The following is a 26,879-nucleotide window of genomic DNA, read 5'->3' as shown; positions in this document are numbered from 1 at the left end:
AGACATTCGGAATCTTCGCCGCAGCGTATCAATCGGTGAAAGGCACGGTGGCCTCCCTTTCCCAGGGGCCACCGAGATATCTCCACAGGTCAAGCCCTACAATCGTGATGTCGTGGGGCGAGAAGCCATCTGCAAGCGTGCGATAAAGCTCGTTCGCCTTCGCTCGCGAAGCCTTGTTCTGAACCGTGATGTGCGGTCGCCACGCCTGCATGTCTTGGGAGCCAAGCCATTGGACGAAATCGCTCCGCAGGGCACCACGAACCGAGCTCAGCGTCGCGCTTTCGATCGTGAACGCGACGCCAGCACCGAGGTGACGGACACCGCTGACTTGGGCCGAAATCACGCTGGTACCTTTCGCAATGGATCGAAGGCTCTCGCCAATTACATCAACATATTCGCCCGGCAGGCGGTAAAACATCGTCAGATGCGCCCGCAGGAAATTCCGGTCCTGCGGGAAATATTGCTGACGAAGCAGATCGAAGGGCATGAGATCGTGCTCTGCGATGCGGGCTGTCAGGATCATCGGATGGCGTGTCTTCAAATTAGCGGATCCGGGCTTGTCGCCCGGGTTTCCGAAGCGATCTCGGTGGCAGTGGCATCCCGTCGCAGCTCCTAGAACTCGATGACCTGGCGTACAGCGCTTCCGTCATGCAGGCGGTCGAAACCTTCGTTGATATCCTCGAGCTTGAGCCTTGCACTGAGCAAACGGTTCACCGGCAGCCGCCCATCACGGTAAAGTGCGATGAACCGCGGAATATCGCGGACGGGCACACAGGTGCCGATGTAGCTGCCTTTGAGTGTCCTCTCCTCGGCAACCAGTTGCACGATGTTCACCGGCAGGGTCGCGGAGGGCGGCGGCAGGCCTGCGGTCACGGTCGTGCCGCCGCGTTTGGTCATCCTGAAGGCATTTTCGAGAGCGCGAATGGAACCGGCCATCTCGAATGCATAGTCAGCGCCACCGGAGGTAAGCTGTCGAACCTGTTCGACGGCATCTTCATCGCGTCCGTTCACCACTGCTGTCGCGCCAAGTTCACCGGCAAGCGCCAGCTTTTCCTCCGAAAGATCGACGGCGACGATCTTGCTGGCGCCAGCCGCCCGGGCTCCCAGCACCGCGGCAAGACCAACGCCGCCCAGCCCGATGACGACGGCAGTTGAGCCGGCCTTTATCTCGGCCGTATTCACGACTGCGCCCACGCCCGTCAGAACCGCGCAGCCGAAAAGCGCGGCTTCCACAAATGGCAGGTCGCGGTCGATCTTGATAAGCGAATTGCGCGAAACGACGGCATATTCGGCAAAAGCGGATACCCCGAGATGATGATGGACGGTTTGACCGTGATAATTCAGCCTCATCGCGCCGCCGACAAGTGTTCCTGCTGCGTTGGCCGCAGCACCCGGTTCGCAAAGCGCTGGCCGACCTTCCGCACAAGGCAGACAATGCCCGCAGCTCGGCATGAAGACCATTACGACGTGATCACCCGGTTCGAGGTCCCGGACCCCATCCCCAAGGGCCTCGACAACGCCGGCTGCCTCGTGCCCCAGCGCCATCGGCATTGGCCGGGGCCTGTCACCGTTGATGACGGAAAGATCGGAGTGACAAAGGCCGGCGGCGCGGATGCGAACGAGGACTTCGCCGGGGCCGGGCGGCGAAAGTTCGATTTCCTCAATCGCAAGAGGCCTGCTTTCGCGGTAAGGAGGAGACACATTCATCCTCTGCAACACAGCTGCTTTGACCCGCATTATTCCCTCCTTCACCGACTTTCCCCAGAAATACACGATATCCGTCCACCAGTAATGCAAGGAGTGGCATAAACTGTTTTGAATTGGATTGACCAACCCGTCCGGCGTGCAAAAACCGGCGAGGAGCGTCGTCTGTCCCCTATAGCCAGCGCGATCTGAATGCGATGGTGTCGAAGGCGATACGCCCTCCGCGCGGCCTTTGCGCGTGGACGCGAAAGCAATGGCCAGATGCTACAGACCTGCTTTGGAGCAAGGCAGTGAACACTCCGCTCGATATCGACGGATACGGCGGTAGAACTGGGTGCGCTCGATCCCGAAATGAGCGCCCGCTCAATCACGAGTTTCGAAGAACAGTGGCAAGATCAGGATTTGCTCTTCACGAAAATCGCGCCGATGGCAGGAAAACCATTCGATACTCTTTGAGACCAGGGAGGACGCCATGAGAGCTGCTGCTTGATCACGGAAACTACGTTGCTGATTTTCGATCGGTGGAAACACACATGGCAACGCCTTCACCACGTGGATCGTGGGATCCAAGAATCGTTTCTTGATCCTGGATGCAGATGACGCCCGCCTGTCCGAAAATCGGCGACAGTGCCGGCAGTGGCAAGACGTCATGCCCAAGCGCAGTCAGTCCCCCGATAATGTTCGCGTCAGGCGACTGCTCGACTTTCAGGCTGTGATGCACGTCGGAAAATGTCTTGCCAAGCAGAAAACGAGGTTGTGCCAAAGCCTGTTCGGGCGTCATGCCGTAGTCGAGCAGGCCTGTGAGCACCAGCGACAATGTTTGCGGCTGGCCATCTGCCCCTTGCGTTCCGTAAAGCAAATAGGGGGATCCATCCTTGAACGCGATGCCCGGGTTGAGGGTATAGAAGGGCCGCTTTCCAGGCTTTATGGCGTTCGGATGGCCGCTTGCAACCGAAAACGCCGCGCCGCGGTTCTGCCAGATGACGCCGGTGTCGCCAACGACCACGCCGCTGCCCCAGTCGAAATATGTGCTCTGAAGCACGCTTGCACAGCGCCCCTGCTCGTCGGTTGCCGCGAAGAAGACCGTGTCACCATGCTGGTAAGCATGAGGCCATTCGAGCGCCCGCTCGTGGTCGATGGCCTGAGCTTTCTTCTCAAGCCGGGTTGGGTCAAGAAAGCCGGGAGAGTTGCCGTCGGCGAAATCCGGGTCGGCGATATGCTCGCGATCGAGGAACGCCTGTTTCACGGCTTCAACCAAAAGATGGTAACGCGCTGCGCTTGATGGCGGCAGTGACGCCAAATCCAGCCGGGACAGAATGCCAAGGATTGCAAGTGTGGAAAGCCCCTGCGTCGGCGGGGGCGGGGCGAAAAGCGTTAGGCCGCGATAGTCCTGCGACACGGGTTCCGCATCGCGGGTGCGGGTGAGCTGCAAGTCGGCAGCAGTGATCGGCGAGCCCAGCGAAACCATCGCCTCTCCAAGGCGGCGCGCCAACTCTCCCTCATAAAACGACCGATAGCCATGCTCGGCGATGTGCCGAAGGGTTCGAGCAAGCGGACGTTGCGTGAAAATGCCCATGCTTGCTGGATGATCAAACGCGGCTGCGAAACCCGGCCAGTGGGCTATTTCGGGGCGTCTGAATTCAAGCCAGAAATCTTGTGTGTTGCCCGGCTGGTATCCGTTTTCCGCAAAAGCTATTGCGGGCATCAGAAGATCGGAAAGCTGCTCGCGGCCTTGCCAATGCTGCTGTCCAAACGCCAGGGCATGACCCCAGCTATCTACGGCGCAGACGGTCGTGATCATGGAAGAGGGGCCGCGTAGCGGGATTGCCGTCTGATAGTCGGGAAGGACCGCCGCGGCCTGACCTATTCCCAGAAAGGACCGGCAGAGGCCCTGCTTGTCGGCGACCAGCCATACGGCATCGCCGCCCAGACCGCAAAAATGCGGCATCACCACCGCAAGCGTCGCAGCGATCGCAACGGCCGCCTCGATAGCATTGCCGCCACGTCTTAGTACCGCTGCGCCGGCTTCGCTTGCCAGGGGATGTGGACTGGTGACCATTCCCGGCAGGGCAGCTTCCGGCACACGTAGCGACATGATATTTCCTCTCTTGACGGACTGGCCGGAAACTTCCGGCCAGGGATGCACATCGTGGCCCGCTCAGTCGATCTTGTAGGCGAGCTTGCGGTCGTCCAAGGACGGCAGGAACTGGCGGGTGAATACCTGTTCGGGCTTTGGCTTGGAAGGCAGCTGATAGCCTTCGGCCACGATATCGATCGAACGCGCAAGACGAGCGTCATCAACGTCGCCGAGGCCGAGCCTTTCGACTTCCGGCGAGATGATCAGGTTCTCGTAGGAGAATTTCATGCGCGCAAGTTCGAGTTCTTCCTTGGCAAGATTGTCGTAGGCCAACACGGCCTCTATGCCTGCCCTGGAATTTTCGGCGATTTCCCTGGTGGCCTTGTTCACCGCGCGTACCAGTCCTTCCACCGCTTTCGGGTTTTCCTTGACGAGTTTCTGCGACACCATCATGCCGTTGGCGTAGAGATCAAGGCCATAATCGCCGAAGGACAGCCAGTTGTAGTCCTTTGCCGGGTCCTGGCGATTATTGATGAGGTTGAACCAGCTGGTGATGTTGAACACGAGGGCGCCGTCGATATCGCCCTTGATGAGCATCGGCTCCTGCAGGTTGGGACCCATGTTCTCGATCGCGACCTTGGTCATGTCAACCTTGTTGATCGTACCCAGCACGTTGACGAGGCGGGTTGTAGGTGTGCCCTGCGCACCGCCCAGCTTCTTGCCTTCCAGATCGGCCGGCTTGGTGATGTTGGTTTCCTTCTTGCTGACGATGGCGAAGGGCGGCTTGCTCCAAAGCTGGTAGACCATGACGGGCACGTCGTTCGGCCGTGTGGCGGCATTCTGGATGATGGCGTTGATATCGCCGAAGCCGGCATCGTAGACGCCCGACATGATACGCGTGACCGTTGCCGCCGAACCCTCGCCCTGATCGATGGTGACATTGAGGCCCTCGTCCTTGAAGTAGCCCTTCTGCAAGGCGAGCAGGAAGGGGGCGTCCGAGCCTTGCGTCTTCCAGCCCAGGGTGAACTTGATATCCGTGTCAGCCCGGGCGACACCGCCGAGGCAAAGGCTAAGTGCAAGAGTCGAGATCAGTTTCTTCAGCATGTCTGGCTCCATTTGTTTTGAGTAGATGTTCAGGCGGCAGTGAAATTCTGGCCTCGGGCGGCCCAGCCCGTGACGCGTGCCTCGATAAGGGAGAAGGCGACGTAGAGAAGCACACCCAGAAGGGCGAGGATGAAAAGGCCGGCAAAGACCAGCGGCACATCGAAATTGGACGAGGCCGACATCATGACATTGCCGATCCCGCGGTTGGAGGCCACGGTTTCCGACAGGACAGAGCCGACGAAGGCGAAGGTGACGGCGATCTTCAGCGAGGCGAAAAAGAAGGGCATCGTGCGCGGCAGTCCGACATTCCAGAGGATGTCGAGCTTGCTTGCGCCCAGCGATTTAAGCACGTCCTCCAGCTCCGGCTCGGTCGTTGCAAGGCCGGTAGCGATGTTGACGACGATCGGGAAGAAGCACATGGCGAGCGCAGTGAGAATTGCCGGCACGGAGCCGGAGCCGAACCAAAGAACGAAGATCGGCACGACCGCTACCTTGGGGATCGACGAAAAACCGATCAACAAAGGGTAAGCCGTGTCGTAAGCCACGCGCGACACGCCGATTGCAGCCCCAATGGCAACGCCGACCGCCACTCCGAGGACAAAGCCAACCATCGTCGTCCAGAGTGTCTGGATTATATGTGGCACGAGGATCGGAAAGCGCTCGACAAGCGTCTGGAAGACCTGGCTTGGACGAGGCACGACGAGATCGGACACCTGCAAGGCGATACAGAGGATTTCCCAAAGGACGAAGAACGCGAGGATGAGAGCGGCGGCCCAGAAGCGGCGGCGCAATTCGTAGGTCATGGGTCAGGCTCCCTGGATAGCGGTGTCAGACCGGGCATCGATGATGAGTTCGCGCAGGCGCTGGTTGAGCGCGACGAAATCGTGCTCGAAGGTCATTTCGATTGTGCGGGGGCGGCGGAAATCGACGGGGCTATCATCGATAATGCGACCGGGCCGCGCACTCATGACGCAGATGCGGGATGCCAGGAAACCTGCTTCCTTCAGGTCATGGGTGATGAGCAGGACGGTCGGCTTGCGCTTCATCCAGAGCGACTGCATCGTGCCCCATAGTTCTTCGCGGGTAAATTGATCGAGCGCGCCAAAGGGTTCGTCGAGCAGAAGCAGGCTGGGTTCGTGAACGAGCGCTCGGCAGAGATTGGCGCGCTGGAGCATTCCACCGGAGAGCTGCCATGGGTAATGGCTGGCGAACTTGTCCAGGCCGACATCTGCAAGCAAGGCGCGGACCCGGTCGCGGAATTCACCGTTTTTCTTCGCTCGGTATTCGGCACGGAACGGCTTCACGATCTTGAGTGGCAACATCACGTTGCGCTCTATCGTCAGCCAGGGAAGCATGGTCGGGTTCTGGAAGGCCATGCCGATGCGCAGCGCCTTGGCGCCAACTTCTCGCCCGCCAACGATGACCGCGCCCCTGGTCGGCTGCAGCAGGCCGGCGGTAAGCCGCATGATCGTTGACTTGCCGCAGCCGGAGGGGCCGACGAGTGCCACAAATTCCCCGTCGGCAATGCGCAGATTCGTCTCTTGCAGCGCAACGACTGCCTGTTCCTTGCGGCCGAAGGAAACCGCGGCTTGCGAGAGCTCCACGGCGGGAGCGGCGGATGTCGTCAGTTTAGGCACAGTCAGCATTAGGTCACCGTGAAAAGCGTTTCGATAACTGTATGCAATCAACGTGCCAACATACATGCATGTTCAATTGTCTTGTTCTGCATGCGATATCTCCGACGTGTAAAATGAATGCACTAATTGTATGCATGTGTTTTGGGCATTTTTGATTTGCCTTGCATTTAAATGCGGCAGCGCGCCGAGTTGATTTTCCCCGTCGCCTCGCTTATCGATTGGCCGTAGAAGAGGGTTGGCAATGACCGGCAGTAAACGTTCGGTAAGAGGTGAAGGGGATCGCGTCGCAGCGATTTGTACGGCTCTGCGCCGTGCCATCATCGAGCGGGCGCTGCAGCCGGGTGACCGGCTGCCGGAGGATGCGCTCGGTGAGCGGTTCGGTGTCAGTCGCACTATTGCCCGTCACGCGCTCGGCCAGCTTGCGGCCGAAGGTCTCATCGACCTTCGGCGAAACCGTATCGCCGTGGTCGCTACGCCATCCTTCGAGGATGCACGGGATATTTTTGACATCCGCCTTGATCTGGAAAAGCAGGTGGTGAGACGTCTCGCGGGCAAGTTGACGGACGCGCAGGCCAAGCAGCTGAGGGCAATCGTTGAGGCCGAGCATGAGGCCCGGCACGGGCCTGAAGGCGCTTCGATCCGCCTCGCCACAGACTTCCACGTGCTTCTGGCAGAGATGACCGGCAAGCCTATCCTGATCCGATATGTCACGGAAATCTGTTATCGTGCAGGCCTGTCGCTTGCTGCCTTCGGGCGGCCACACTCCTCCGACTGCGCGGTCAGCGAGCATCTTGACCTGATCGAGGTGATCCGCACCGGGCCGGCGGAGAAGGCTGAGGCGATGATGGTCGAGCATCTCGAGGCGGTTGCCTCGCGGGCGCTGTTGCAAAGCTCAGGCGCCAAGCCACGCGACCTGATGGATATCCTGGCGCCTTATGCAGACTGAAAGGAGCCGGGCTCCTCTGACGTTTAGCGGGCGACGGATGGGTCGAGTATCCATTCGGCGCTGTCGTTCCAGACGTCTGTATCCAGGATCAGGCCGTCACGCACGGTGAATCGGTCGATATATCGGTTGTTGTCGAAAGGGGTGCCGTCCGGCCATTCGCCGTAGAGATAGCCGAGGCTATAGATGATGGTTTCCGTTTCGCCAGGCACGACGTCGTAACGCTCGATACGCTTCTTCACCCATTTATAGCGAGCCGTGTTGAAGTCGGTTGGGCCGCTCGGTGTGTCAAAAAGCCGATTGCCGGTAAAGCGGCAGATGAAGCCCGGGGCGACATAGGTCGCGGCGCCAGCAGGATCGCGCGCCATTGAGGCAGCGAGATAGTCCTTCACCGATTGCAGATCGCGTTCTGTTGCCTCGTTCATGGGAATCTCCAAATCTGTTGCGAATGTTTCTTCAAAAGTGCATACAGTTATTGTTACGCAAACTACCCATCGAGTTGCAATATGTCATTTCAAGAATCCTTCGATCTTGTGCTGCGCGATGCACGCGTGAACGGATGCGCCGCGCTGCAGGATATAGGCGTCACCAATGGCCGCATTGCCGCTATTGGTCAGATCGCGACGGGAGCAGGCCGGAAGGATGAGGCAGTCGGTGGGAGGCTGGTGCTGCCGGGTTTCGTCGATACCCATGTTCATCTCGACAAGTCGTGCCTCTTGTGCCGTTGCAGCGATGCAGGAGGCGGGCTGAAGGGCGCGATTGCCGCGGTTGCCCGTCTGAAGCGGGACTATACGGTCGAGGACGTCTATGCCCGCGGAGCCCGGACGATAGAGATGGCAATTGGCAAGGGTACGATGCACATGCGCACCCATGTGGAGGTTGATCCGCGGGTGGGCTTGCGCAGTTTCGAGGCGATGAAGCGGTTGAGACAGGATTATGCTTTTGCACTCGATCTTTCCATCTGCGTGTTTCCGCAGGAAGGGCTGACCAATGATCCGGGCACGGAGGAATTGCTCGAACAGGCGCTTGTCGAAGGTGCGGACCTTCTCGGCGGCTGCCCCTATACAGACAGCGATCCGTCCGGCCAGATGGAACGGCTTTTCGCCTTGGCCGCGCGACATGACGTGGACCTGGATTTCCATCTGGACTTTGACCTCGATCCAAGCTGGGGGCATCTTGAGGAGATTTGCGACCGGACGGAAAAAGCCGGTTGGGGCGGGCGGGTGGCTGTCGGCCACGTGACCAAGCTTGCAACCATGAACGAAGCAATATTTGAACGTCGGGTCGCGCGGTTGTTCCAAGCGGGCGTCGCGGTAACGGCGCTGCCTTCGACCGATCTCTATCTGAACGGTCGGGAAGCCGGTTTTCGCGCCGTGCGAGGCATAGCACCCGTGCATATCCTCAAGGATCGGGGCGTCACGGCATCGATCGCCAGCAACAACATACTCAACCCGTTCACGCCCTTTGGCGACTGTTCACTTCTGCGCATGGCCAATCTCTACGCCAATGTGATGCATCTCGGGCCGGAGGATTTCGCGGCCTGCCTGGATCTCGTCTCGGAGGATGCAGCCCGGCTGATGCGGATCGACGGTTACGGGCTGGTTGTCGGCGCGATGGCCGACATCCTCGTAATGGAAGGCGAAGACGAGACCGAGGTCTTCGGCGGGTTGGGCGAGCCCGTCATGGGTTTCAAGCGGGGGCGCAAGAGTTTTGTCAGGCCAGCCGCTACGGTGTTCCGGCCTTGACATTTTTGGAGCACCGCTGCGTCGTTCTGGTTCTCCTCCGACCTGCGGTCCCGGTGGGCCGGCGCCGGCCCCGAACAGGATAATATCCTGCGAAGCGCTCTTATTCCGCTTTAAGGTTGTTTTCCCGCACGCAATAGCACGAGGCTACGGTCGATCAGAACATATTCGGCGGCTTCGATTTTTCGGTCAGTCGCTTCGGGATCGACTGTCGTGAGGACTTCCACCCATCCTCCGCTCACCTCCGGAAGAGCGAATGGAACGGACCCGTCATGGGGATTGAACAGGATGAGGATATCATCCCAACCTTCTTCCTCATCGTGATCGCGGCGAACACGCAGCCCGATGGTGGTGGCGCCGGGATCATCCCATTGCTCCCGGGTCTGCTCGCTGGCCGCCGGGTTGTACCACGTTATGACCATTCCGTCGCGCCAGTCGTCGCGCCTCAAAATCGAATGTTCGTGACGCAGCGAAATCAATCTGCGGGCGAAATCGCGCAGTTGTGCGGCGCTTGCGGGTAGATCCTCCCAATGCACCCAGCTCAGTTCGTTATCCTGGCAGTAGGCATTGTTGTTGCCCATCTGGCTGCGGCCAAACTCGTCGCCAGCCAGAAGCATCGGTGTTCCATGAGAAAGAAAAAGCGTCGCAAGAAAATTTCGCTTCTGACGGTCGCGGAGAGTAATCACTCCCTCGTCATCGGATGGCCCTTCCACGCCAAAATTAAAGCTTCGGTTGTCGCCATGACCGTCCTTGTTATCCTCCCCGTTCGCCTCATTGTGCTTGTCGTTATATGAAACGAGATCGTTGAGCGTGAAGCCGTCATGCGCTGTCAGGAAATTTACGCCGGACCAGGGACGACGGCCGCGCAAGTCATAAACATCGCCGGAGCCGAGGATACGGGCGGCGAAATCTCTGGTCGTGCCATCCCTGTTTCTCCAGTAATCCCGCACGGTATCGCGGTACTTGTCGTTCCACTCGGCCCAGCCTGGCGGAAACCCGCCGACTTGATAGCCGCCCGGCCCAATGTCCCACGGTTCTCCAACAAGCTTCAGACGTGACAGCACGGGATCCTGCCCGACGGCATCGAAGAAACCGCCGCGCTGGTCGAACCCTTCCGGCTCGCGTCCCAGGATCGTGCCGAGATCAAATCGGAACCCGTCGATCTCCATCTCCTGCGCCCAGTAGCGCAACGAGTCCGTAACCATCTGCAAAACGCGCGGGTGGGAAGTGTTTACCGTGTTTCCGGTGCCGGTGTCGTTGATGTAGTAGCGCGGTTCGTCCGGCATTGTGCGGTAATAGGAGAAGTTGTCGATGCCTCTGAAAGAGAGGGTTGGTCCCATCTCATTGCCTTCGGCGGTGTGATTGTAGACGACGTCCAGGATGACCTCGATCCCGGCGCCATGGAAAGCGCGAACCATGTCCCGAAAGCCCCGGATGCCCCGCGGACCCATGTAGCGGTTCGCCGGAGCGAAGAAGGCAAGCGTATTATATCCCCAATAGTTTTTCAGACCTTTTTCCAGCAAATGGGCGTCGTCCGGAAACCAGTGTACCGGAAGCAGCTCAATGGAGGTGACCCCCAGACTCTTGACGTAGTCGACAATCTCTTTCTCCCCAAGGCCCTCAAATGTGCCTCGTAGAGCTTCCGGAATGGCGGGGTGAAGCCGCGTGAAACCCTTGACGTGGGTCTCATAAAATATTGTCTTCGACCAGGGGATGTCGGGGCGCTGTTGACCCCTTGGCGCATCGGACCTGGCAACCACGCGAGCCTTTGGCACAAACGGCGCGCTGTCAGTGTCGTCGAAGGACAAGTCCTTGTCCGGACTGTCTGTCACGTAAGCAAATTGCGGCTGCCCCCACTCTATGTCGCCCACGACTTCGCGCGCATAGGGATCGAGCAGAAGCTTGTTAGGGTTGAACCGGTGCCCGCTTTCGGGTTCGAACGGCCCGTAAACGCGGTAACCGTAAAGTGCGCCTTCTTTCAGGCCCGGTACATAGCCGTGCCAGACCTCGTTGGTGTATTCCGGAAGCTCGAGGCGTTCGATCTCCGCGGTCCCATCGCTTGAAAACAGGCAGAGTTCCACCCGCTCCGCATGGGCGCTGAACAGCGCGAAATTCACGCCATCTCGGTCCACAGTCGCGCCGAGTTGACGGTGGTCACCGGCGAGAATACGGGAGTTTCTGCTGATCATGGATGCCTCTGGAAAACGGGTGGGATCTTGCGGGTGAGTGGAGACGCGGTGCTTTCGTCGCATGAGAAACACGGATGCGTCAGGAACGTTCCCTCCCGTATGGCGACAATCTTGCAGCCAGAGGCATGGGCCATTCGGTTTCGCGAGTGAGTTCTCCGATGTCGGCCGGACAGACAAAGACCGACGGGCGCTGATATTATCGCCCCGGCGATGAGCGACTGTTCAGGACGTTGCGCCGCTCCTGAACAGTCTGGCAGTTTTGTGGTGAAATCGAGCTTCTGTTACGTTTGCGGTGACAGGTTTTCCTCCGCTGCGCCGTCCGGGACCGGGGCGTCGACCGGACCGAATTCACTTTCCCACTCGGCACTTGCGGCATGCCACTGCTCTTCGTCCTGACCTTCCGGACGACCGGCCTGCTCCCACAGTTCGTAAGCGCGCTTCGAAATCCATTCCTCGCGATCGGTGCCCATTTCATTCTCCCTTTGAGGTGTGAAGCAATATTGTCCTGCCCCAACCTTCGCCACCAACGAAAGTTCCGGTCGCGCCGCGTGGGCATCAGGCAACCGTCACCATTGTTGTCCGCGAACATGGCGATCTCACTGAGGCGGATGACGCGCCCGGTATTGTGGGAACAGGAAGAGCCCCGGAACGGCGGAAGCAGCCGGAGTGTGTGAGGATGACCCCAAAGGCGGGCATAGCGTGAACGACGCGGCGGCTCAGTCCGGATTTAGATGGCGTTGCAGGCCTTGTGTCGGATGATTTCTGGACGGCGGATGCCGAGGGCTCGCTTCACGAAACTTCGAGCGTCCTGACGAAGTCGGCAGTCTGATGCGCGTGAACACGCGTGAAGCGGATCAACTCATCGAAGTGCCGCTGCATCTTTCGGATGGATTCAGCATTGTTCAGCACGAGATACATGCCGCCGACGAAAATCGCAGCGCGTTGCGATCCGAAAATCGTATAGGGCACGGAAAACCGTTCTTTCTCATTGAACAGGAACAATCTGAACGACGGATAGAGTTCATTGATCAGGTTTGACATGTACTGAAGCTGCTCGGCACGTATCTCCCTTTTCAGTCCCCGCCACATGCCGCTCCCCTGGGCAAAGGCCTCAAGTGTCTCGCGTGGCATACACACTTCCATGTCCGTGCCCGGTTGACGATTGTAATCGAGCCTGAATGCCGTTTCGCTTGCTTGCGCCTTGACGCTTTGATGCGCGGATCTCGCCTCGAATGCGATGATCTGTGGCGTGCGGAGCAGGTCGGGAATACGGGCCGGCACGTAGCGTATCTTGGAGCCCGCGGCCTCTGCATGCCACTTCATCAGGAGGGTGTCGGTGTAGTCTTCGCCACCTTCCTCTATCTCGAAGCTCGGGCGCAGTTCGCCCATCAGCCCCGGATCGTGCGAAATGCCAAGCAGCCAGTCCAGTGAAACGGAATGACGTTCGGCAATATTCAGAAGCGTTTCAACGCGCGGCAGCCGCGCCGAATCGCTTGATAGAAGCTGCGACAGAGCCGACCGGTCGATCCCGATCTCGGCTGCAAAGGCCGAATGACTTAATCCGGAGCGGGAAACCAGCTCCGTCAGCCTGATGCGAAACAGGTTGGAAAGCGCGCGCTTGTCCACTTTTCACCTCGTTGTTTACAATTGTCACCATATTCTACTTTTTGTGATCAAAATCAACGGTTGGTAACCATAATCCCGTTGTGTACCGCGCCCTGGGGTGAAAATCTCTCATTACATTCTAATCGAGGGATATTATGAGTGACATTGCCAGTGAATCCAACGCAGTAAGCCGGCCTCGCCCGAAGTCGCTCAGGATCGAGTGGCCGACGATAGGATTGCTGATCGTCTGTTATGGTCTCTGGGCCGGCGCTGGTTACGCCCTCTATCCGCTTTATCCGTTTGCAGCGCTTGTCTTGATGGGCATCGCTGTCGCGTTGCATTCATCACTTCAGCACGAGGTGCTGCATGGGCATCCGACCCGCAACGCAAGGCTCAATGAAGCGCTGGTGTTTGCCCCGCTCGGGATTTTCTATCCCTACCGCAGCTACAAGCGGACACATCTGCAGCACCATGCGGATGAGCGGCTGACGGACCCGTTCGATGACCCGGAAAGCTATTACCGCGCCATGGGCGACTGGGAGACTTTGCCTGGATTTTTAAAGACATTGCTCGGATGGAACAACACGCTGATTGGACGCCTTCTGATCGGTCCGCCGCTGATGGTCGTCGGATTCACGATATCGGAGTGGCGAAAGATCGCCAAAGGTGACCGGCGGGTCATCTATGCCTGGGTTCTGCATATGGCTGGTCTCATTCCCACGTTGCTGGTCATATCCCTGCTGTTCGGTATTCCGCTCTGGCAATATATCGGTGTCGCTGCCTATCTCGGCATTTCCATCATCGCCATCCGCTCCTATTGTGAGCACCAGTGGGCCGAGCGGCCGGACGGGCGAACGATCATCGTCGAGAACTCCGTTCTGGCCCCCCTGTTTCTCTACAACAACCTGCATTTCGTGCATCACAAGCTGCCGACTGCGGCGTGGTATAAGCTGCCATCGCTTTATAAGGCCAGACGCGCCGAATGGCAGACGATGAACGAGGGCTATGTTTTTGCCAATTACTTCGAGGTTTTCCGCGCTTTTGCCTTCCGTGCGAAAGAGCCGGTGGTGCATCCCGTATTGGGACGGCCCGAATTGGTTCCCGCAACAACGGCCGTCGCCTATGTGCCAACTGATTTCGTAGCCTACGTGATGCCCGATAATTCCTTGAGATCGGACGCCTCGACGTGACCTTGATAGCGGCGCTGCCGATGTATGACTGGCCGGAATTGCGTGCTGAGACCGATGCCATGTGGGCGGGAATGCGCGTAAGATTTCTTGCGCAAGGTATCGGTGCTCCCGAGCGTCTTGTCCGGAGCAACGCAGATATGCCGCCTGTTCCCGGTGGCATTCGTGATGAGGCAGGATCCGTCATCGCTCCGGATCCTGCCACGCTTGATCCTTTCTCCCTCGATCTCGCAGTCTTGTGGCGCCATCCAAACCTTCTCGTTTCCCAGACATGCTGGGGTCCTATGGAGCTTGGCCTCGAAGATCACGTCGAGGTCATCGGTCAGGGCAATTATGACGGGATCACAGGCGGCGCGGGTGCATTTTACTCAAGTGCCCTCATCGCCCGGATTGGTGAAGGCGGCGACGACGTCGCCCCGTCCGAGGAAGGCGAGGCAATTCTGCCGCTCGGATTTTTCGGTCAGAAAAGGCTGGCGTTTAATGAGCACCGGTCCCTGTCCGGTTATCTTAGCCTCAAACGCGATTTACAGGCGGCCGGTCAAGGCCTCGATATGTTCCCGGAACTGGTTGAGACTGGCTCGCACCGCGCTTCGGTGATTGCCGTTGCCCACGGTGATGCCGATATTGCCGCGATTGATTGCAAATCCTGGATGATTGCCCAACGATATGAGCCGGCAGCAGCAGGCCTTCACGTTGTCGGCTGGACCGCGCGGCGCAGAGGCCTGCCCTTCATCCGCGCTAAGGGTATGGATATTAAACTCGCGATGTGACGGAGAAGCTGGAGACAGTGTGGCCGTCAACCGGTTTTGCATGTGCCTGTAGCGCCGCCTGATATCAGTTTGGCGGCGTGTTTTGCGACATAAGGGATCGGATAGCCTCGATGTCCGCCGAAGGCGGCCGGTCATCTGAGTAAGGGGCGACATGGGTGCGGAGCAGGCCGTAGAGCGCGTCGGTACCGGGCGCCCTTGCCGCAACGGATTGAATGAAATCATGCGCCTGTGTCGCCGCCATCCATTCTATCGACAGGATATATTCGGCATTTTCGATAATTGCGAGGAGCTTGTTGGCGGCGGCGGTTGGATGAGCCAGGAAGTCTTCTTGCAGAGCGGAGGTCAGCCCGCCATCGGTGGAAGCGGGCGCCGCAAGGCGCCGGTTTTCGTTGGACAGCGCAGCTGCGGTATATTGCGCGATCATGAAACCGGAATGGCTGCCGGGATCGGAAGCGAGAAATGGAGGAAGCCCGCTCACCAGAGGGTTGACGAGCCTGTCAATCCGCCGTTCGCTCATCGCCGCGATCTGGGAGAGTGCGATGGCAAGACTATCGGCTGCCTGTCCAAGGGCCGGGGCCACCGCGTGAGCCTGCGACCATACGATGGGCTCTTCCGGTGACCCGGCGAGCGCCGGATTGTCTGTCACGGAGGCCAGTTCTCGGTCGATGATGGTCGCGCAGCTATCGAACACATCGCGTGCCGCGCCATGCGCGTGGGGAATGGCGCGCAGGCTGAGGGCATCCTGTGTACGCTTGCCAAGCGACGCTTCGATGAGACCGCTGCCTTCAAGACGCGTCCTGAGGGCTTTTCCCACCGTTGCCATGCCCGGTGAGGAGCGTAGCGAGAGCACGGCTTCTTCGAAGGCCGACATCTGGCAACCGACCGCTTCCAGAGTCAGCGCGGCAATAGCATCCGCCCAATCAAGCAGCCGTGCTGCGCGTGCCAGAGCGACACTGGAGAGGCCCGTCGCACATGACGTGCCATTGACAAGGCTCAAACCTTCCTTGGCGCCAAGAACGAGCGGTTGAAGGCCCATTTCCGCCAAAGCGTCCCGACCGCTGAATGATTTGCCACCGAGCTTTGCCCTGCCTTCGCCAATCAACACGAGCGCAATATGGGCATTATGTATCAAATATCCGGCTGACCCTTTTGAGGGCACATCAGGGATACAGTCGCATTCCAGGAACCTCGTCAGATGGGCAACGATCTCCCTGCGGACACCGGAGTAACCATGGGCGAAGTTGGCTATTTGTGAGGCAATGATTGCGCGTACCTCGTGACGGCCAAGCAATGGGCCGACGCCGCAGGCGTGACTGAGAACGATACTGCGGGAAAGCTTTCCCTGGGCAGCGCGATCGACCACCGTGTCAGCCAGAGCGCCAACACCTGTGTTGACGCCATAGGCACGGATACCGTTTTCAACGATGCCGTCGACAATTCGGCTTGCCCTTTCGATCCGCCGGTAGGCTTCGTCCGAAAGGACGAGATGATCGCCTTGGCTCACAAGGGCGACATCGTGCCAGCTCAGGGCCTTGTCCAACATGACCGTCATGAGGTTCTCCTCGGGGAACGCCGTCTAGACGGAAGACGACGACATTGTGTTGCCATTGACTGATCCGGTTTGTACGCCTGCCTGTGTATCAGGTGCTGTACAGGCGGTAGCGGCTTCCGGGATAGAGCAGGCGCACCGACGAGATGACACCAACGTCAGACCATGTCCGGCGTCGCACCAGAAGGCAGGGCTCTGCTTTGGAGATCGCCAAAAGCTTGCATTCCCAAGGCTGCGCTGTAACGGCCTCGATATGTTGTTCAGCCCTGATGATCGGTGCCACGGCGGTGAGATAGCCGTTCGGCGTTCTGGTGCTGAAGTCCTGATTGACGTAATCCGGAACGATCCCGTGGTTTACGAAACGATCTTCGATCTGCATCGGGACGGAATCTTCCGCGTGGACGATAATCGAATGAGCAACCGTCGCGCCCACATCGACAGAGAGCGCTTCGGCGAGTTCGGCATCGCATGTCTCCGTGCGAAGCAGAACGATCTTTGCCGTGTGAATGCCGCCATTCTGGTTGATCTCGTCGGCAATATTGGGAACACTTTGGAATTGGGACGTTCGCTTTTTACTTGCAACGAACGAGCCTTTGCCTCGGACACGAACCAGAAATCCTTCGTCCGCGAGTTCGCGCAGCGCCCGGTTGGCGGTCATGCGGCTGACACCGAGCATGTCCACCAGTTCATTCTCCGATGGTACACGCTGGCCGATCGACCATTCGCCCGTTTCGACGCGGCTGCGAACGTAGTCCTTGAGTTTGACGTAAAGCGGCGGGGAAATTGCCGCTTCATCCTGCCGATTTTCGACCTGTTTCTTTACCGTGTGCATGGGTTCCAAGTCGCTTGGTCGTCACAGCCCGAAATCTCGGCGTCTGACATAGGGAAATGCATGTATGCGGGTAATGGGTGTGCCATACCCGCAAATGATGGTCAGTTCAACTTGTGGGCCGTGAGCCACTCTTCGGCGACGACGCCGAAGCTGTCATGATTGGCCAGTCGACCGTTCATGACGATGAGATCCTTGGTGGTCAAGGCTGCGGATACGGCGTTGAGCGTCGTTGTCACGACATCGCTGACTTTTGGCGTCGCGATAACCGGGACGATGTTCTGTGCCGGGAAGAGGTTCTTCACATCTTCAAGAATGATGAGATCATTGGCGGCAATGGCGGGATCCGTCGAGAAAAGGTTTGCCGCCTGTACCTGATCGTTCACCAGCGCAGACAGCGTCAAGGGACCGCCGACATCGAGCGACTTGAAGGACTTGAACTCCAGGCCGTAAATGTCCTTGAGGCCGATGATGCCTTCTTTACGGGTTTTCCATTCCGGCGGACCGCCGAGCACCAATTCTGAGGCGACCGGTGCCAGATCGGCAATTGTCTTCAGCTTGTATTTCTCGGCGGTTGCGCGTGTCACGGCGACGCCGTCCGAGTCCTGTGCTTCAGATGGCGTCAGCATCGACACGCCCTTTGGCAGAGCGGCCTTGAGCGCAGCCGCCACGTCCGCCGGTGCGTGCGCGGTGGCGTTTTTGTCGAGATAGCTCAGCGTCGCACCCGCATATTCGGGCAGGAGATCGATCGAGCCGTCGAGCAGGGCAGGGATGTAGACCTCACGGCTGCCGATGCTGAGTTTCGTCTCCACCTTGATGCCCTTTGCAGCAAGCGCCTTGGCGTAGATGGTCGCCAGAAGCTGGCTTTCGGGGAAGTCGGCAGAGCCGACGATGATGGTCGAGGTGTCCGTTCGCGCCGCCGGAGCCGCGCCCAGCGGGTCGGTCTGGCCGAACGATGTGGTCGCCGAAAGCGCCATGAAGGCCAATGCGCCAGCGGCTTTTAAAATCCTGAATGCCATGCAGCTGCTCCTCTTGTTTTTTACTGGGTGAAAATGCGTCGGTCTTTCGGGCATGTCGCGCCTAATGGCGGCGCGTCAGTCCGGGTGAGATCGTCAGCTTCGAGATGATGCCTATCGTCAGGTCGACGGCCAGCGCCAGAGCGCCAACAAGCACGGCGCCCGCTGCCATCTGATAATAGTCGTTTTGCGCCCGCCCATCGATGATCAAGCGGCCCAGTCCGCCGAGTGAAACGTAAGCGGCGATCGTTGCGGTTGAAATGATTTGCAATGTCGCGCTGCGCAGACCGGAAAAGATCAGCGGCAGTGCGCATGGCAGTTCCACGTCGAAGAGAATGTCGAGCGGGCGTTTGCCCATGCCGCGCGCCGCATCGACCGCGGCCGGATCAACCGCCGCCACGCCGGCATATGTGCCATTCATGATGGGCGGCACCGCCAGAAGCACCAGAACGACGATGCTGGGGAGAATAAAGGCCATGTCTGACGAAAAGACGGGTCCGAACAGGATTACCAGCAGAACGATCAGGCCAAGGCTCGGAAGTGCACGCAAGGCATTGGCGAGACCGGCAATCAGGAAAACGCCACGGCCGGTGTGTCCGACATAGAGGCCGACCGGCAGGCCGATCAGGCACGCAAAAAAGAGGGCGATGGAACTATACACCAGGTGCTGCACAATAAGTGCGAAGACACCGTCATTGCCGGTCCAGTGTGCCGGGTTTGAAAACCAGTCGATCATCTTTCAGCACCTCCAGCCTGCCACGGTGTGAGACGACGTGCGATGAAAAGCACAATGCCATCCAGAAGGACCGCCAGAACAATACACAGGATAATGCCTGCAATGATCGGTGTCAGAAAGCGCAGTTGCAGTCCCTGTGTGAAAAGCAGGCCGAGCTGGGGTGTCCCCACGAGCGCCGCGACCGAGACGATGCTGACATTCGAAACCACGGCTACGCGCAGGCCCGCTGCAATCACGGGAACGGCGAGGGGAAGTTCGACGAAGAGCAGACGGTGCATGGGGCGATACCCCATGGCATTTGCGGCCTGGACAACATCCGGCGACACCGACTCCAGTCCGTCGCTGACGGTTCGCACCAGAAGAGCCAGCGCATAGATCGTCAGCGCGACGACGACGTTCAGAGGATCGAGGATGCGTGTACCCAACACGAGCGGCAGAAGGACGAAGAGCGCCAGCGAAGGAATGGTGTAAAGCAGCCCGGCTGCGCCGAGCATTGCAGAGCGAAAAAGACCTGCCCGCTGCGCGAGCCATCCGAGGGGCAGCGCCAGGATGAGTCCGATCACAACGGGGATGACGGAAAGCCATACGTGCCAGGCGAACAGTTCGGCGATGCGGCCGGATTCGCGGTATAACCAGTCGAACCTCATGACCTCGTCCCCTGACGGCCGTTGCGCGCGGCCTCAATCGCGGCCACAACATCAGGCAAGGTCACAGTGCCAACGAGTTCGCCGGACGGCCTCACAATCACGCCCCGGCCTGAAGGTGAACTGAGCGCCGCGTCGAGGACGTGGCGCAGGCTGCTTCCCTCGACAGCAAGGGTCCCGCTGAGATTAAGGTCGCCTTCGCGCACGGTATTTCCGGTGCTTTCAACGTCCACCCAGCCGAGCGGACGATTTGCGGCGTCGGTTATCAGGACCCAACGGTCTGTGGCAATCTGACGGAGTGACTCGGGACTGGTGCCGAGGGGCGCCGTCGGCTCCTTGCCAAGAGAAATGCCTTCCTTGAACTCGGCGAAACCGAGGATCCGGTAGCCGCGATCGCGGCCGATGAAGTCTGCGACGAATTCATCCGCCGGCCGCGCAAGCAACTCCTGTGGCGTGGCAATTTGCGCCAGCGTACCGCCGGTGCGCAGCACCGCCACCTGGTCCCCAAGCTTCAGTGCCTCGTCGATATCGTGTGTCACCATGATGATGGTTTTGCCGATTTCGCGCTGAAGACGCAGGAATTCATCCTGTAACTGCGCGCGAACGACCGGATCGACCGCGCTGAAGGGCTCGTCCATCAACATGAATTTCGGATCCGACGCCAAAGCCCGGGCAACGCCAACACGCTGTTGCTGTCCACCGGATAGCTGCCACGGATACCGATCGGCAAAGGCAGCCGACAGTCCTACGCGCTCCAGCAGATCGTGCGCGGTGCGAAGCGCCTGCTGCTTGGGGGTGCCGTTCAGGCGCGCTGTCGTCGCTATATTCTGCACCACCGTTCGATGGGGAAAGAGACCAGCGTTCTGGATGACGTACCCTATCCGACGCCGCAGCAGCGCTACGTCCATCTTTTCCGTGGGTTCGCCGTCAAGAAGGATCGACCCGGACGAAGGCGTGATCAGCTGGTTGATCATACGCAGCGATGTGGTCTTGCCGCAGCCTGAGGGGCCAACGAAAATGGTCAATTTTCCTGTCGGCGCGGTGAGCGACAACCTGTCTACAGCCGTTGTCGCGCCACGATAATGCTTGCTGACCTGATCGAACGTTATCACGCACACAATCCTCTGTAGCCGGGGTTTTTGACCACCCTCTATTGCTGCCCTCAAGTTGTCTATACAATCACGAAGTTTTCGATTTCGCAAGCGGGTGTGCCTAAAGATTTCGCGTGTCGCGATTTTGATAATTCTTTGGGCGATTTGCGTGGGGTGTGGGGAACGTGACCGTTTGAAATTGAAAGAGAAATCGCCCCGCGCTGTCTTTCGCCCAAGTCGGTGGAAAGGGGGCTGCCCCAGTTAGCAATCACGATGTCGAGAAAAAATTCTGCGCGGGCTGAGCGCGGGGCGACGGTTACGCTGGCTTCGTTTCGGAAACTCCGCGGCAGACATGTGTGTAGCCTATGAAAGATGCCGCTCGCACCGTTCCCGTAGATAAGCCGCTGGAAGCTCGCGCCCGGGTCGTGGCCCGTTGGCTGGAACGGCGCGGCTTTGAAATTGCTCTTCATCTGCATGGTTCCGAAGCCGCTGCCGCATAAGCTCTTCTCTCGCACTCGGGTTTGCGTCCGGCGAACTCTCTGGCTAGCCTGTACGGCGCTCCCGCCCGGGGGGCGAGTGGCGCGAAGTGAACGGTGAAAACTTGGCGTTGCAAGACACCCCCCACCATCCGTTAGTGTGGAAATGATCCGTGGAAGCGAGGGGTGATGGTCGAATACAATCCGGGCGCGTCTTCGATATCGTTTCAGGTTTGCGTTATTGGGGCGGGGCCGGTCGGGCTCGCGCTTGCCTTTGCACTCGAAAGACAGGGCGTAAGTGTTCTGCTGGTGGAGGCAGGCCGAAGTGGTCATGATGGACGGCTTGCCAGCATTACAAATCACCACCATGCGCCTCTGGCTTCTTCGACAGCAGGAGGGCTCGGAGGAACCACGTCACTGTGGGGCGGGCGTTGTGTGCCGTTCGATGACATTGATTTTCTCGAGCGTGCGCATGTTCCCAATTCCGGGTGGCCGATCGGTCATGGGAGTATAAGCCGCTATTATGCCGATGCCCTGCACTTTCTGAATGTCAGGGCTTCGGCTCTGTCGCCGGGCGTCGGTGCTTCACCGGCAGGAGATGTCCATCTTGACTCTATCGAGTGGTGGAGCAGCCAGCCGGACCTTGGCGTGACATGCCGGGAGCGAATTGAAAAATCCCGTTTGATACATTTTCTTTCGGATACATCCGCAACGACAATCGATGTCGACGCCACGGGGGCGGTTACGGATGTCCGGCTCAGCAACGGGCATGGCGACATGCGTGTTCCGGTAACGACGCTTGTGCTGGCCTGCGGCGGCGTGGGCAATGTCCGCTTGCTTCACGAACTACGCACGAAACAGCCCGAGCGTATTTCTCCGACGCTCGGGCATTATTATCAAGGCCATCTTACCGGTTATATTGCCGTGATCGAGCTTGAGAATGACGCCACGGTGGAACAGCTGTCTTTTCAAAGAGCGCCTTCCGGTGGAATTTTCCGTCGAAGGTTCCAGCTTTCAGGCGATGTCCAGCAGCGTCTGGGTCTGCTCAATTCCGTCTTCTGGCTCGATACCATCTCCATATCGAACGCGCTTCACCATTCTGCCGGTCTTTCCGCCCTGTTTCTAGCGCTGCAATTAACCGGACTTTATGGTCTGCTGGCCAAGGGCAAGGCCGCAGGGTCCCGCCTGAGCACAGGCGTTCGTTATCGCGAGCATTTCCGGAATCTGGTCCCTACATTGTTGGCTTTTCGCGATCTGCAGGCCACAGTCGGCCAGCTCCTCCGCCGCCGCGATCGCAATAAACCGCTCGTGAATCCGGCACGGCGCTATCTCCTGCGTTATCACGCAGAGCAGATACCTGATCACGCCAGCACGGTTCTGCCGGCTCCCGCCGGCGTGGAGGATCGGCCCGCCGCTGTTGCGATAGACTATCGGGTCAGCGAGGAAGATCTTGAGTCGATCGAAAAATCCCATGCTTTTCTGGATCAGTGGCTGCGGGAAAATGGGGTTGGGAAGCTCGACTTTCTACACCCCTCTTCAGAGCGGAGGCAGGCTCTTCGTGTTCAGGCCTATGACGGGTTCCATCAGATCGGCTTGACCCGGATGGCCGCAACAGCCGATGCGGGCGTGGTCGACAGTGATTGCAAGGTCCACGGTGTCACCAATCTCTATGTCGCCGGGAGCTGCGTGTTCCCGACGGGCGGGCACGCCAATCCCACCTTGCCGGCCGTGGCGCTTGCCATGCGGCTTGCCGACCATCTGGGCCAAAAGCTCAAGGGCCACGAGCCAGCGTTCCACGCCGGTCCGTGAAATACGTCCTCACGAAATGTTAAATCTCGGAACTCCTTTCGGGCCGCGCAGTTCGACTGGTGAGGGCCATGAGGCGCGCGAGTGATAAATCACCAACATGAGGAGACATACCATGGCAAATCAGGGTGGTACGCACGAACAGCACGTGAAAGCAGGCCAGCAGAGCCATAAAGGCAGCGATAAGCGTTCGCAGTCTGCATCGGCCTCCGGCGGCGGTGACAACGGCAAAACCCGCGGCGGCACGCATGAGCAGCATGTAAAGGCCGGCCAGCAGAGCCATAAAAACTCCTAGTGACTACCGATAGCCGAAAGATCCCCGCGCGCGCCGCGGGGATTTCTTTGTTTATTTTGTGAAAGACAGGAAAGCTCCATGACCGGTTACCCGCAGCCCCCTTTTCCAGAACAGCAACAGAAAATCCCAGGCCGTACCAATGACATGTCACCTGTTCCTGATCACGGTGAAAAGACCTATGTAGGGTCTGGCCGACTGGAGGGAAAAAAGGCGATCATTACCGGTGGCGATAGCGGTATCGGGCGGGCAGTCGCCATCGCTTATGCGCGCGAGGGCGCCGATATATTGATAGCGTATCTCGACGAACACGATGACGCTGAAGAAACGAGGCGTCTGGTAGAGGAAGCCGGACGCAGGGCGGTTCTGGTGGCGGGCGACATCCAGTCATCCTCCCATTGCCGCCAGATTGTCGAAAAGGCCCGTACGGAACTGGGCGGCATCGACATCCTCGTCAACAACGCGGCCCATCAGAACACCTTCACCGAAATAGAAGACATCAGTGACGACGAGTGGGAGATGACTTTTGCCGTCAATATCCACGCAATGTTCTATCTGACGAAGGCAGCCGTTCCACACATGAAGGCCGGGGCGGCAATCATCAACACCGCCTCCGTCAATTCCGACAGTCCCAATCCGACTCTCCTTGCTTATGCGACCACGAAGGGCGCGATCCAGAATTTTACGGCTGGCCTGGCGCAGCTGCTGGCGGAAAAAGGCATCCGGGCGAATGCGGTCGCGCCCGGTCCGATCTGGACACCCCTCATACCGTCCACCATGCCCGCGGAAAAAGTAGCCGAGTTTGGCAAGCAGGTGCCGATGAAGCGCCCGGGCCAGCCGGCCGAGTTGGCGACAACCTATGTCATGCTGGCTGAGCCTCTGTCGAGCTATGTGTCCGGCGCAACCATAGCCGTGACCGGCGGCAAGCCGATCATCTGAACCCGGTGGGCAAGCCGTGTGGAGGGGCGCGTGCCTGGGTGACGGGTCTGCTGCCTTGGGGCTCGCTTCGGCCGCGGCGATGACCCCGACAGCGTCGTATCGTGGAGCCGAATACGACTCTCTTGGAAAATGAGCATCCCGACGGCAATCGGCGGGGTGCGACAGGAGCGAGGAACGGACAATGACCACAGCAGCCGATATTCTGGTGGAGACATTGATCGAATGGAACGTCGATACCGTCTTCGGTCTTCCGGGCGATGGTATCAACGGCGTGATGGAAGCGCTGCGCAAGCGTCAGGACGCCGTAAGGTTTATCCAGACCCGGCATGAGCAGTCTGCGGCCTTCATAGCGACGGCCTACGCCAAATGGACGGGAAAGCTGGGGGTCTGTCTCGCGACCTCGGGACCCGGCGGCACCAATCTGCTGACAGGCCTCTATGATGCCAAACTCGATCAGGTTCCTGTCCTTGCGATCACCGGGATGCAATATCATGACCTAGTCGAAACCTTCACGCAGCAGGATGTTGACCTGACACGGGTCTTTGAAGATGTCAGCGTCTACAATACTGTTGTCAGCGACGCGGCACATATGGAAAATGTCGCCAGCCTTGCCTGCCGGACCGCTCTCGCCCGCCGCGGTGTGGCGCATCTTTCGGTCGCCAACGACACGCAGGAAAAGCCGGCAGAAGAGGAAGGCCGATCCCGGCGAAACCTGCCGAGGCACGTTCCGAATGAATGGTTCTCTTACCGCCACGAACCCGCTGACAATCTTGTCCGAGAGGCCGCCGGCTTGCTCAACGACGGAAAAAGGGTGGCTATCCTGGCCGGGCGCGGTGCTATCGAAGCGCGCGACCAGCTGAAGCAAAGCGCGGAACTGCTGGGCGCACCGGTGGCGAAGGCGCTTCTCGGCAAGGCGGCCTTGGATGATGACGACCCATACACCACCGGCGGTATCGGTATCCTGGGCACTGCACCATCCCAGGAAATCATGAAAAACTGCGACACGTTGCTGATTGTCGGATCGACTTTTCCCTATATCGAATTTTACCCTGATCCCCGGGCAGTCAAGGCAGTCCAGATCGATCTCGACCCGCAACGCATTGGGCTTCGTCATCCGGTGCAGTGTGGCCTTGTGGGCGATGCGGGCGACATATTGCGCCGCCTGAACGCCATGCTGGACAAAAAGGGCGACCGGTCTTTTCTTGAAGCCGCACAGGACCAGATGCGCGGGTGGCGTGAGCAGATGGCGCTTCTCACCTCGGACCGCTCGCACCCATTGAAGCCGCAGCCGGTGGCTCATGCCTTCGGGCGACGCATGGGTTCGGACGCAATGCTCGTGACCGACTCAGGCCAGAATACCGAGTTGGCGGCGCGCCACATCGATCTTAGGACCACAAATGCCTTTTCCGTTTCGGGTGCACTCGCCTCGATGGCCTCCGGTTTGCCCTATGCAATTGCCGCAGGACTGGCGTGTCCCGGCCGGCATGTGCATGCGGTTGTGGGCGATGGCGGCCTTGCAATGCAACTGGGCGAATTTTCCACCGCCGTGCGGCATCGCCTGCCGCTCAGGATCCTGGTCATATGCAATGGAATGTTGAACCAGATCGCTTGGGAGCAGATGATGTTCCTCGGCCACCCGCAATTCGCCTGCGAACTCGCGCCGATCGACTTTGCCGCGGCGGCAGATGCAATGGGGGGAAGAGGTTTCACGATCTCCACATTTGATGAGATCGAGCGGGTTCTTGACGAGGCGTTCGCAGTGGAGGGACCGGTCATTATCCAGGCCGATGTCGATAGATACGAACCGATGATGCCACCGAAAATGCCGAAGGATTACGCAGCAAACTTCAAGAAGGCTCTACCGGAAACCTCTGGCCATCAGCGGATCGAAGAAAACATCGCGCGCGAACCGCTGCTGACGATGATGCGGGGCGGAGAGAACGCTGAAACCGAGGGGGACTGATCGGTGCCGGTTGGGAAGGGAGGTGACCGCCCGTGGCTGATTGTTCAGCCACGCAGGCCTCCTGAACGGTTTCCCCGGCATTCATGTTGCACGCATCGGATGTCATGACGTCATGGACGTCATCAGCGCCTCTGGTTGGCGAACACACGATCGGTTTACGGTTCAATGCTGTGCATGCTGTTCATTGCGCTTGCGGGTGGCCGCAGCTTTCTTGGCGGAGGCGGACCGTTCGGTCTTGGGTCTCGCAGCCGCGGCCTCGCCGCCCTTGCGGCCACCCTTTTTCGATGGCGCGTGGTTTTCCGCGTGTCCGCGGCCGGCGCCGGATTTCTTGCCACCGCCGCTCTCCTTGTTCACCGTGGCCCAGGCCCTGCGTTCGGCCTCTTTTTCGGGTACGCCACGATCCTCATATCCTTCTTCGATATGTTCGGCCTTGCGCTTCTGCTTGTCCGTATAGGACGATTTGTCGCCGCGGGGCATCGCGTTTCTCCTGTTGTTGAACCGCCCCTAACTCGCCTCGCCAGATGATGTTCCCGCCGGCTGAGGTTCGCGCTTTTCTCTCAGGGGTATCAATTGCTGCCCC

At 59.1% G+C, this 26,879-nt stretch carries 26 protein-coding genes; 8 read left to right on the top strand and 18 right to left on the bottom strand.

The annotated features are described in order from the left end of the window. Window positions 1-28 precede the first annotated feature (28 nt). The 6 genes from BLU28_RS13550 to BLU28_RS13525 all read right to left on the bottom strand — a co-directional run bounded on the left by BLU28_RS13550 (window position 29) and on the right by BLU28_RS13525 (window position 6,531). A complete protein-coding gene (locus BLU28_RS13550) occupies window positions 29-541 on the bottom strand; it encodes a 2'-5' RNA ligase family protein (RefSeq protein ID WP_223216989.1) in 513 nt (170 codons plus the stop codon). Between the two features lie 71 nt (window positions 542-612). After that, window positions 613-1,737: a zinc-dependent alcohol dehydrogenase family protein gene (locus tag BLU28_RS13545; RefSeq protein ID WP_077986458.1), complete on the bottom strand. Its 1,125-nt coding sequence runs from the start codon at window positions 1,735-1,737 to the stop codon at window positions 613-615. 466 nt (window positions 1,738-2,203) lie between these two features. Then, a complete protein-coding gene (locus BLU28_RS13540) occupies window positions 2,204-3,763 on the bottom strand; it encodes a gamma-glutamyltransferase family protein (protein ID WP_175477698.1) in 1,560 nt (519 codons plus the stop codon). Window positions 3,764-3,862: 99 nt separating this feature from the next. Next, window positions 3,863-4,885 carry an ABC transporter substrate-binding protein gene (locus tag BLU28_RS13535; protein ID WP_004438105.1) on the bottom strand — a complete coding sequence of 341 codons (1,023 nt, stop codon included), beginning with the start codon at window positions 4,883-4,885 and terminating at the stop codon, window positions 3,863-3,865. A 29-nt stretch (window positions 4,886-4,914) separates the two neighbouring features. After that, window positions 4,915-5,688: an ABC transporter permease gene (locus BLU28_RS13530; RefSeq protein WP_077986456.1), complete on the bottom strand. Its 774-nt coding sequence runs from the start codon at window positions 5,686-5,688 to the stop codon at window positions 4,915-4,917. Between the two features lie 3 nt (window positions 5,689-5,691). After that, window positions 5,692-6,531: an ABC transporter ATP-binding protein gene (locus BLU28_RS13525; protein ID WP_006698709.1), complete on the bottom strand. Its 840-nt coding sequence runs from the start codon at window positions 6,529-6,531 to the stop codon at window positions 5,692-5,694. Between the two features lie 232 nt (window positions 6,532-6,763). Between BLU28_RS13525 and BLU28_RS13520 the strand changes: the two genes are divergently transcribed. Beyond that, the gene (locus tag BLU28_RS13520; RefSeq protein WP_037090971.1) at window positions 6,764-7,468 is read left to right on the top strand and encodes a GntR family transcriptional regulator; all 705 of its coding nucleotides are present in this window, start codon (window positions 6,764-6,766) and stop codon (window positions 7,466-7,468) included. A 23-nt stretch (window positions 7,469-7,491) separates the two neighbouring features. Here BLU28_RS13520 and BLU28_RS13515 read toward each other — a convergent pair whose 3' ends face one another. After that, window positions 7,492-7,890 (bottom strand): nuclear transport factor 2-like protein, encoded by a 399-nt coding sequence (locus BLU28_RS13515; RefSeq protein WP_077986455.1) that lies wholly within the window; start codon window positions 7,888-7,890, stop codon window positions 7,492-7,494. 81 nt (window positions 7,891-7,971) lie between these two features. Between BLU28_RS13515 and BLU28_RS13510 the strand changes: the two genes are divergently transcribed. Continuing rightward, a complete protein-coding gene (locus tag BLU28_RS13510; protein WP_077986454.1) occupies window positions 7,972-9,210 on the top strand; it encodes an amidohydrolase family protein in 1,239 nt (412 codons plus the stop codon). Between the two features lie 110 nt (window positions 9,211-9,320). On the opposite strand, the gene glgX is transcribed toward BLU28_RS13510, so the two are convergent. The 3 genes from glgX to BLU28_RS13495 all read right to left on the bottom strand — a co-directional run bounded on the left by glgX (window position 9,321) and on the right by BLU28_RS13495 (window position 13,022). Next, window positions 9,321-11,396 carry a glycogen debranching protein GlgX gene (gene glgX / locus BLU28_RS13505; RefSeq protein ID WP_077986453.1) on the bottom strand — a complete coding sequence of 692 codons (2,076 nt, stop codon included), beginning with the start codon at window positions 11,394-11,396 and terminating at the stop codon, window positions 9,321-9,323. 281 nt (window positions 11,397-11,677) lie between these two features. Beyond that, complete coding sequence (locus BLU28_RS13500; RefSeq protein ID WP_004438121.1) at window positions 11,678-11,866, bottom strand: DUF2934 domain-containing protein; 189 nt, start codon at window positions 11,864-11,866, stop codon at window positions 11,678-11,680. Between the two features lie 319 nt (window positions 11,867-12,185). After that, window positions 12,186-13,022, bottom strand: a complete 837-nt coding sequence (locus tag BLU28_RS13495) for a helix-turn-helix domain-containing protein (RefSeq protein ID WP_006698704.1) — start codon at window positions 13,020-13,022, stop codon at window positions 12,186-12,188. 134 nt (window positions 13,023-13,156) lie between these two features. Between BLU28_RS13495 and BLU28_RS13490 the strand changes: the two genes are divergently transcribed. Both BLU28_RS13490 and BLU28_RS13485 read left to right on the top strand, forming a co-directional pair. Beyond that, window positions 13,157-14,191, top strand: a complete 1,035-nt coding sequence (locus BLU28_RS13490; protein WP_022563528.1) for a fatty acid desaturase — start codon at window positions 13,157-13,159, stop codon at window positions 14,189-14,191. A 20-nt stretch (window positions 14,192-14,211) separates the two neighbouring features. Further along, on the top strand, window positions 14,212-14,958 hold the full coding sequence (locus tag BLU28_RS13485; protein ID WP_044459936.1) for a phosphate/phosphite/phosphonate ABC transporter substrate-binding protein: 747 nt from the start codon (window positions 14,212-14,214) through the stop codon (window positions 14,956-14,958). 64 nt (window positions 14,959-15,022) lie between these two features. Here the strand turns inward: BLU28_RS13485 and BLU28_RS13480 are convergent, their stop codons facing one another. From BLU28_RS13480 to BLU28_RS26880, 7 genes are all read right to left on the bottom strand, one after another. After that, window positions 15,023-16,510, bottom strand: a complete 1,488-nt coding sequence (locus tag BLU28_RS13480; protein WP_004438133.1) for an HAL/PAL/TAL family ammonia-lyase — start codon at window positions 16,508-16,510, stop codon at window positions 15,023-15,025. 88 nt (window positions 16,511-16,598) lie between these two features. After that, complete coding sequence (hutC, locus tag BLU28_RS13475) at window positions 16,599-17,339, bottom strand: histidine utilization repressor (RefSeq protein WP_022563531.1); 741 nt, start codon at window positions 17,337-17,339, stop codon at window positions 16,599-16,601. 101 nt (window positions 17,340-17,440) lie between these two features. Continuing rightward, window positions 17,441-18,355 carry an ABC transporter substrate-binding protein gene (locus tag BLU28_RS13470; protein WP_077986452.1) on the bottom strand — a complete coding sequence of 305 codons (915 nt, stop codon included), beginning with the start codon at window positions 18,353-18,355 and terminating at the stop codon, window positions 17,441-17,443. Window positions 18,356-18,416: 61 nt separating this feature from the next. After that, window positions 18,417-19,088, bottom strand: coding sequence for an ABC transporter permease (locus BLU28_RS13465; protein WP_004438136.1), 672 nt, complete (start codon window positions 19,086-19,088; stop codon window positions 18,417-18,419). Beyond that, entirely contained in the window at window positions 19,085-19,735 is a 651-nt protein-coding gene (locus BLU28_RS13460; protein ID WP_006698697.1) for an ABC transporter permease, read from the bottom strand. Before BLU28_RS13460 ends, BLU28_RS13465 begins: the two co-directional genes overlap by 4 nt. Beyond that, on the bottom strand, window positions 19,732-20,784 hold the full coding sequence (locus tag BLU28_RS13455; RefSeq protein WP_276572491.1) for an ABC transporter ATP-binding protein: 1,053 nt from the start codon (window positions 20,782-20,784) through the stop codon (window positions 19,732-19,734). Before BLU28_RS13455 ends, BLU28_RS13460 begins: the two co-directional genes overlap by 4 nt. A gap of 119 nt (window positions 20,785-20,903) precedes the next feature. Then, on the bottom strand, window positions 20,904-21,293 hold the full coding sequence (locus tag BLU28_RS26880) for a hypothetical protein (RefSeq protein WP_158454201.1): 390 nt from the start codon (window positions 21,291-21,293) through the stop codon (window positions 20,904-20,906). A gap of 195 nt (window positions 21,294-21,488) precedes the next feature. Between BLU28_RS26880 and BLU28_RS13450 the strand changes: the two genes are divergently transcribed. From BLU28_RS13450 to BLU28_RS13435, 4 genes are all read left to right on the top strand, one after another. Further along, on the top strand, window positions 21,489-23,108 hold the full coding sequence (locus BLU28_RS13450) for a GMC oxidoreductase (RefSeq protein ID WP_077986451.1): 1,620 nt from the start codon (window positions 21,489-21,491) through the stop codon (window positions 23,106-23,108). A 112-nt stretch (window positions 23,109-23,220) separates the two neighbouring features. Further along, window positions 23,221-23,400, top strand: a complete 180-nt coding sequence (locus BLU28_RS13445) for a hypothetical protein (RefSeq protein ID WP_004438143.1) — start codon at window positions 23,221-23,223, stop codon at window positions 23,398-23,400. A 78-nt stretch (window positions 23,401-23,478) separates the two neighbouring features. Further along, on the top strand, window positions 23,479-24,336 hold the full coding sequence (locus BLU28_RS13440) for an SDR family oxidoreductase (protein ID WP_077986450.1): 858 nt from the start codon (window positions 23,479-23,481) through the stop codon (window positions 24,334-24,336). 181 nt (window positions 24,337-24,517) lie between these two features. Beyond that, on the top strand, window positions 24,518-26,299 hold the full coding sequence (locus BLU28_RS13435) for a thiamine pyrophosphate-binding protein (protein ID WP_077986449.1): 1,782 nt from the start codon (window positions 24,518-24,520) through the stop codon (window positions 26,297-26,299). 162 nt (window positions 26,300-26,461) lie between these two features. On the opposite strand, the gene BLU28_RS13430 is transcribed toward BLU28_RS13435, so the two are convergent. Then, window positions 26,462-26,776: a hypothetical protein gene (locus BLU28_RS13430; RefSeq protein ID WP_022563537.1), complete on the bottom strand. Its 315-nt coding sequence runs from the start codon at window positions 26,774-26,776 to the stop codon at window positions 26,462-26,464. Window positions 26,777-26,879: the final 103 nt, after the last annotated feature.

The organism is Agrobacterium pusense, assembly GCF_900102105.1.
In the GTDB taxonomy this organism is placed as follows: Bacteria; Pseudomonadota; Alphaproteobacteria; order Rhizobiales; family Rhizobiaceae; genus Agrobacterium; species Agrobacterium pusense.
This window is presented reverse-complemented; position numbering and strand designations above follow the sequence as displayed.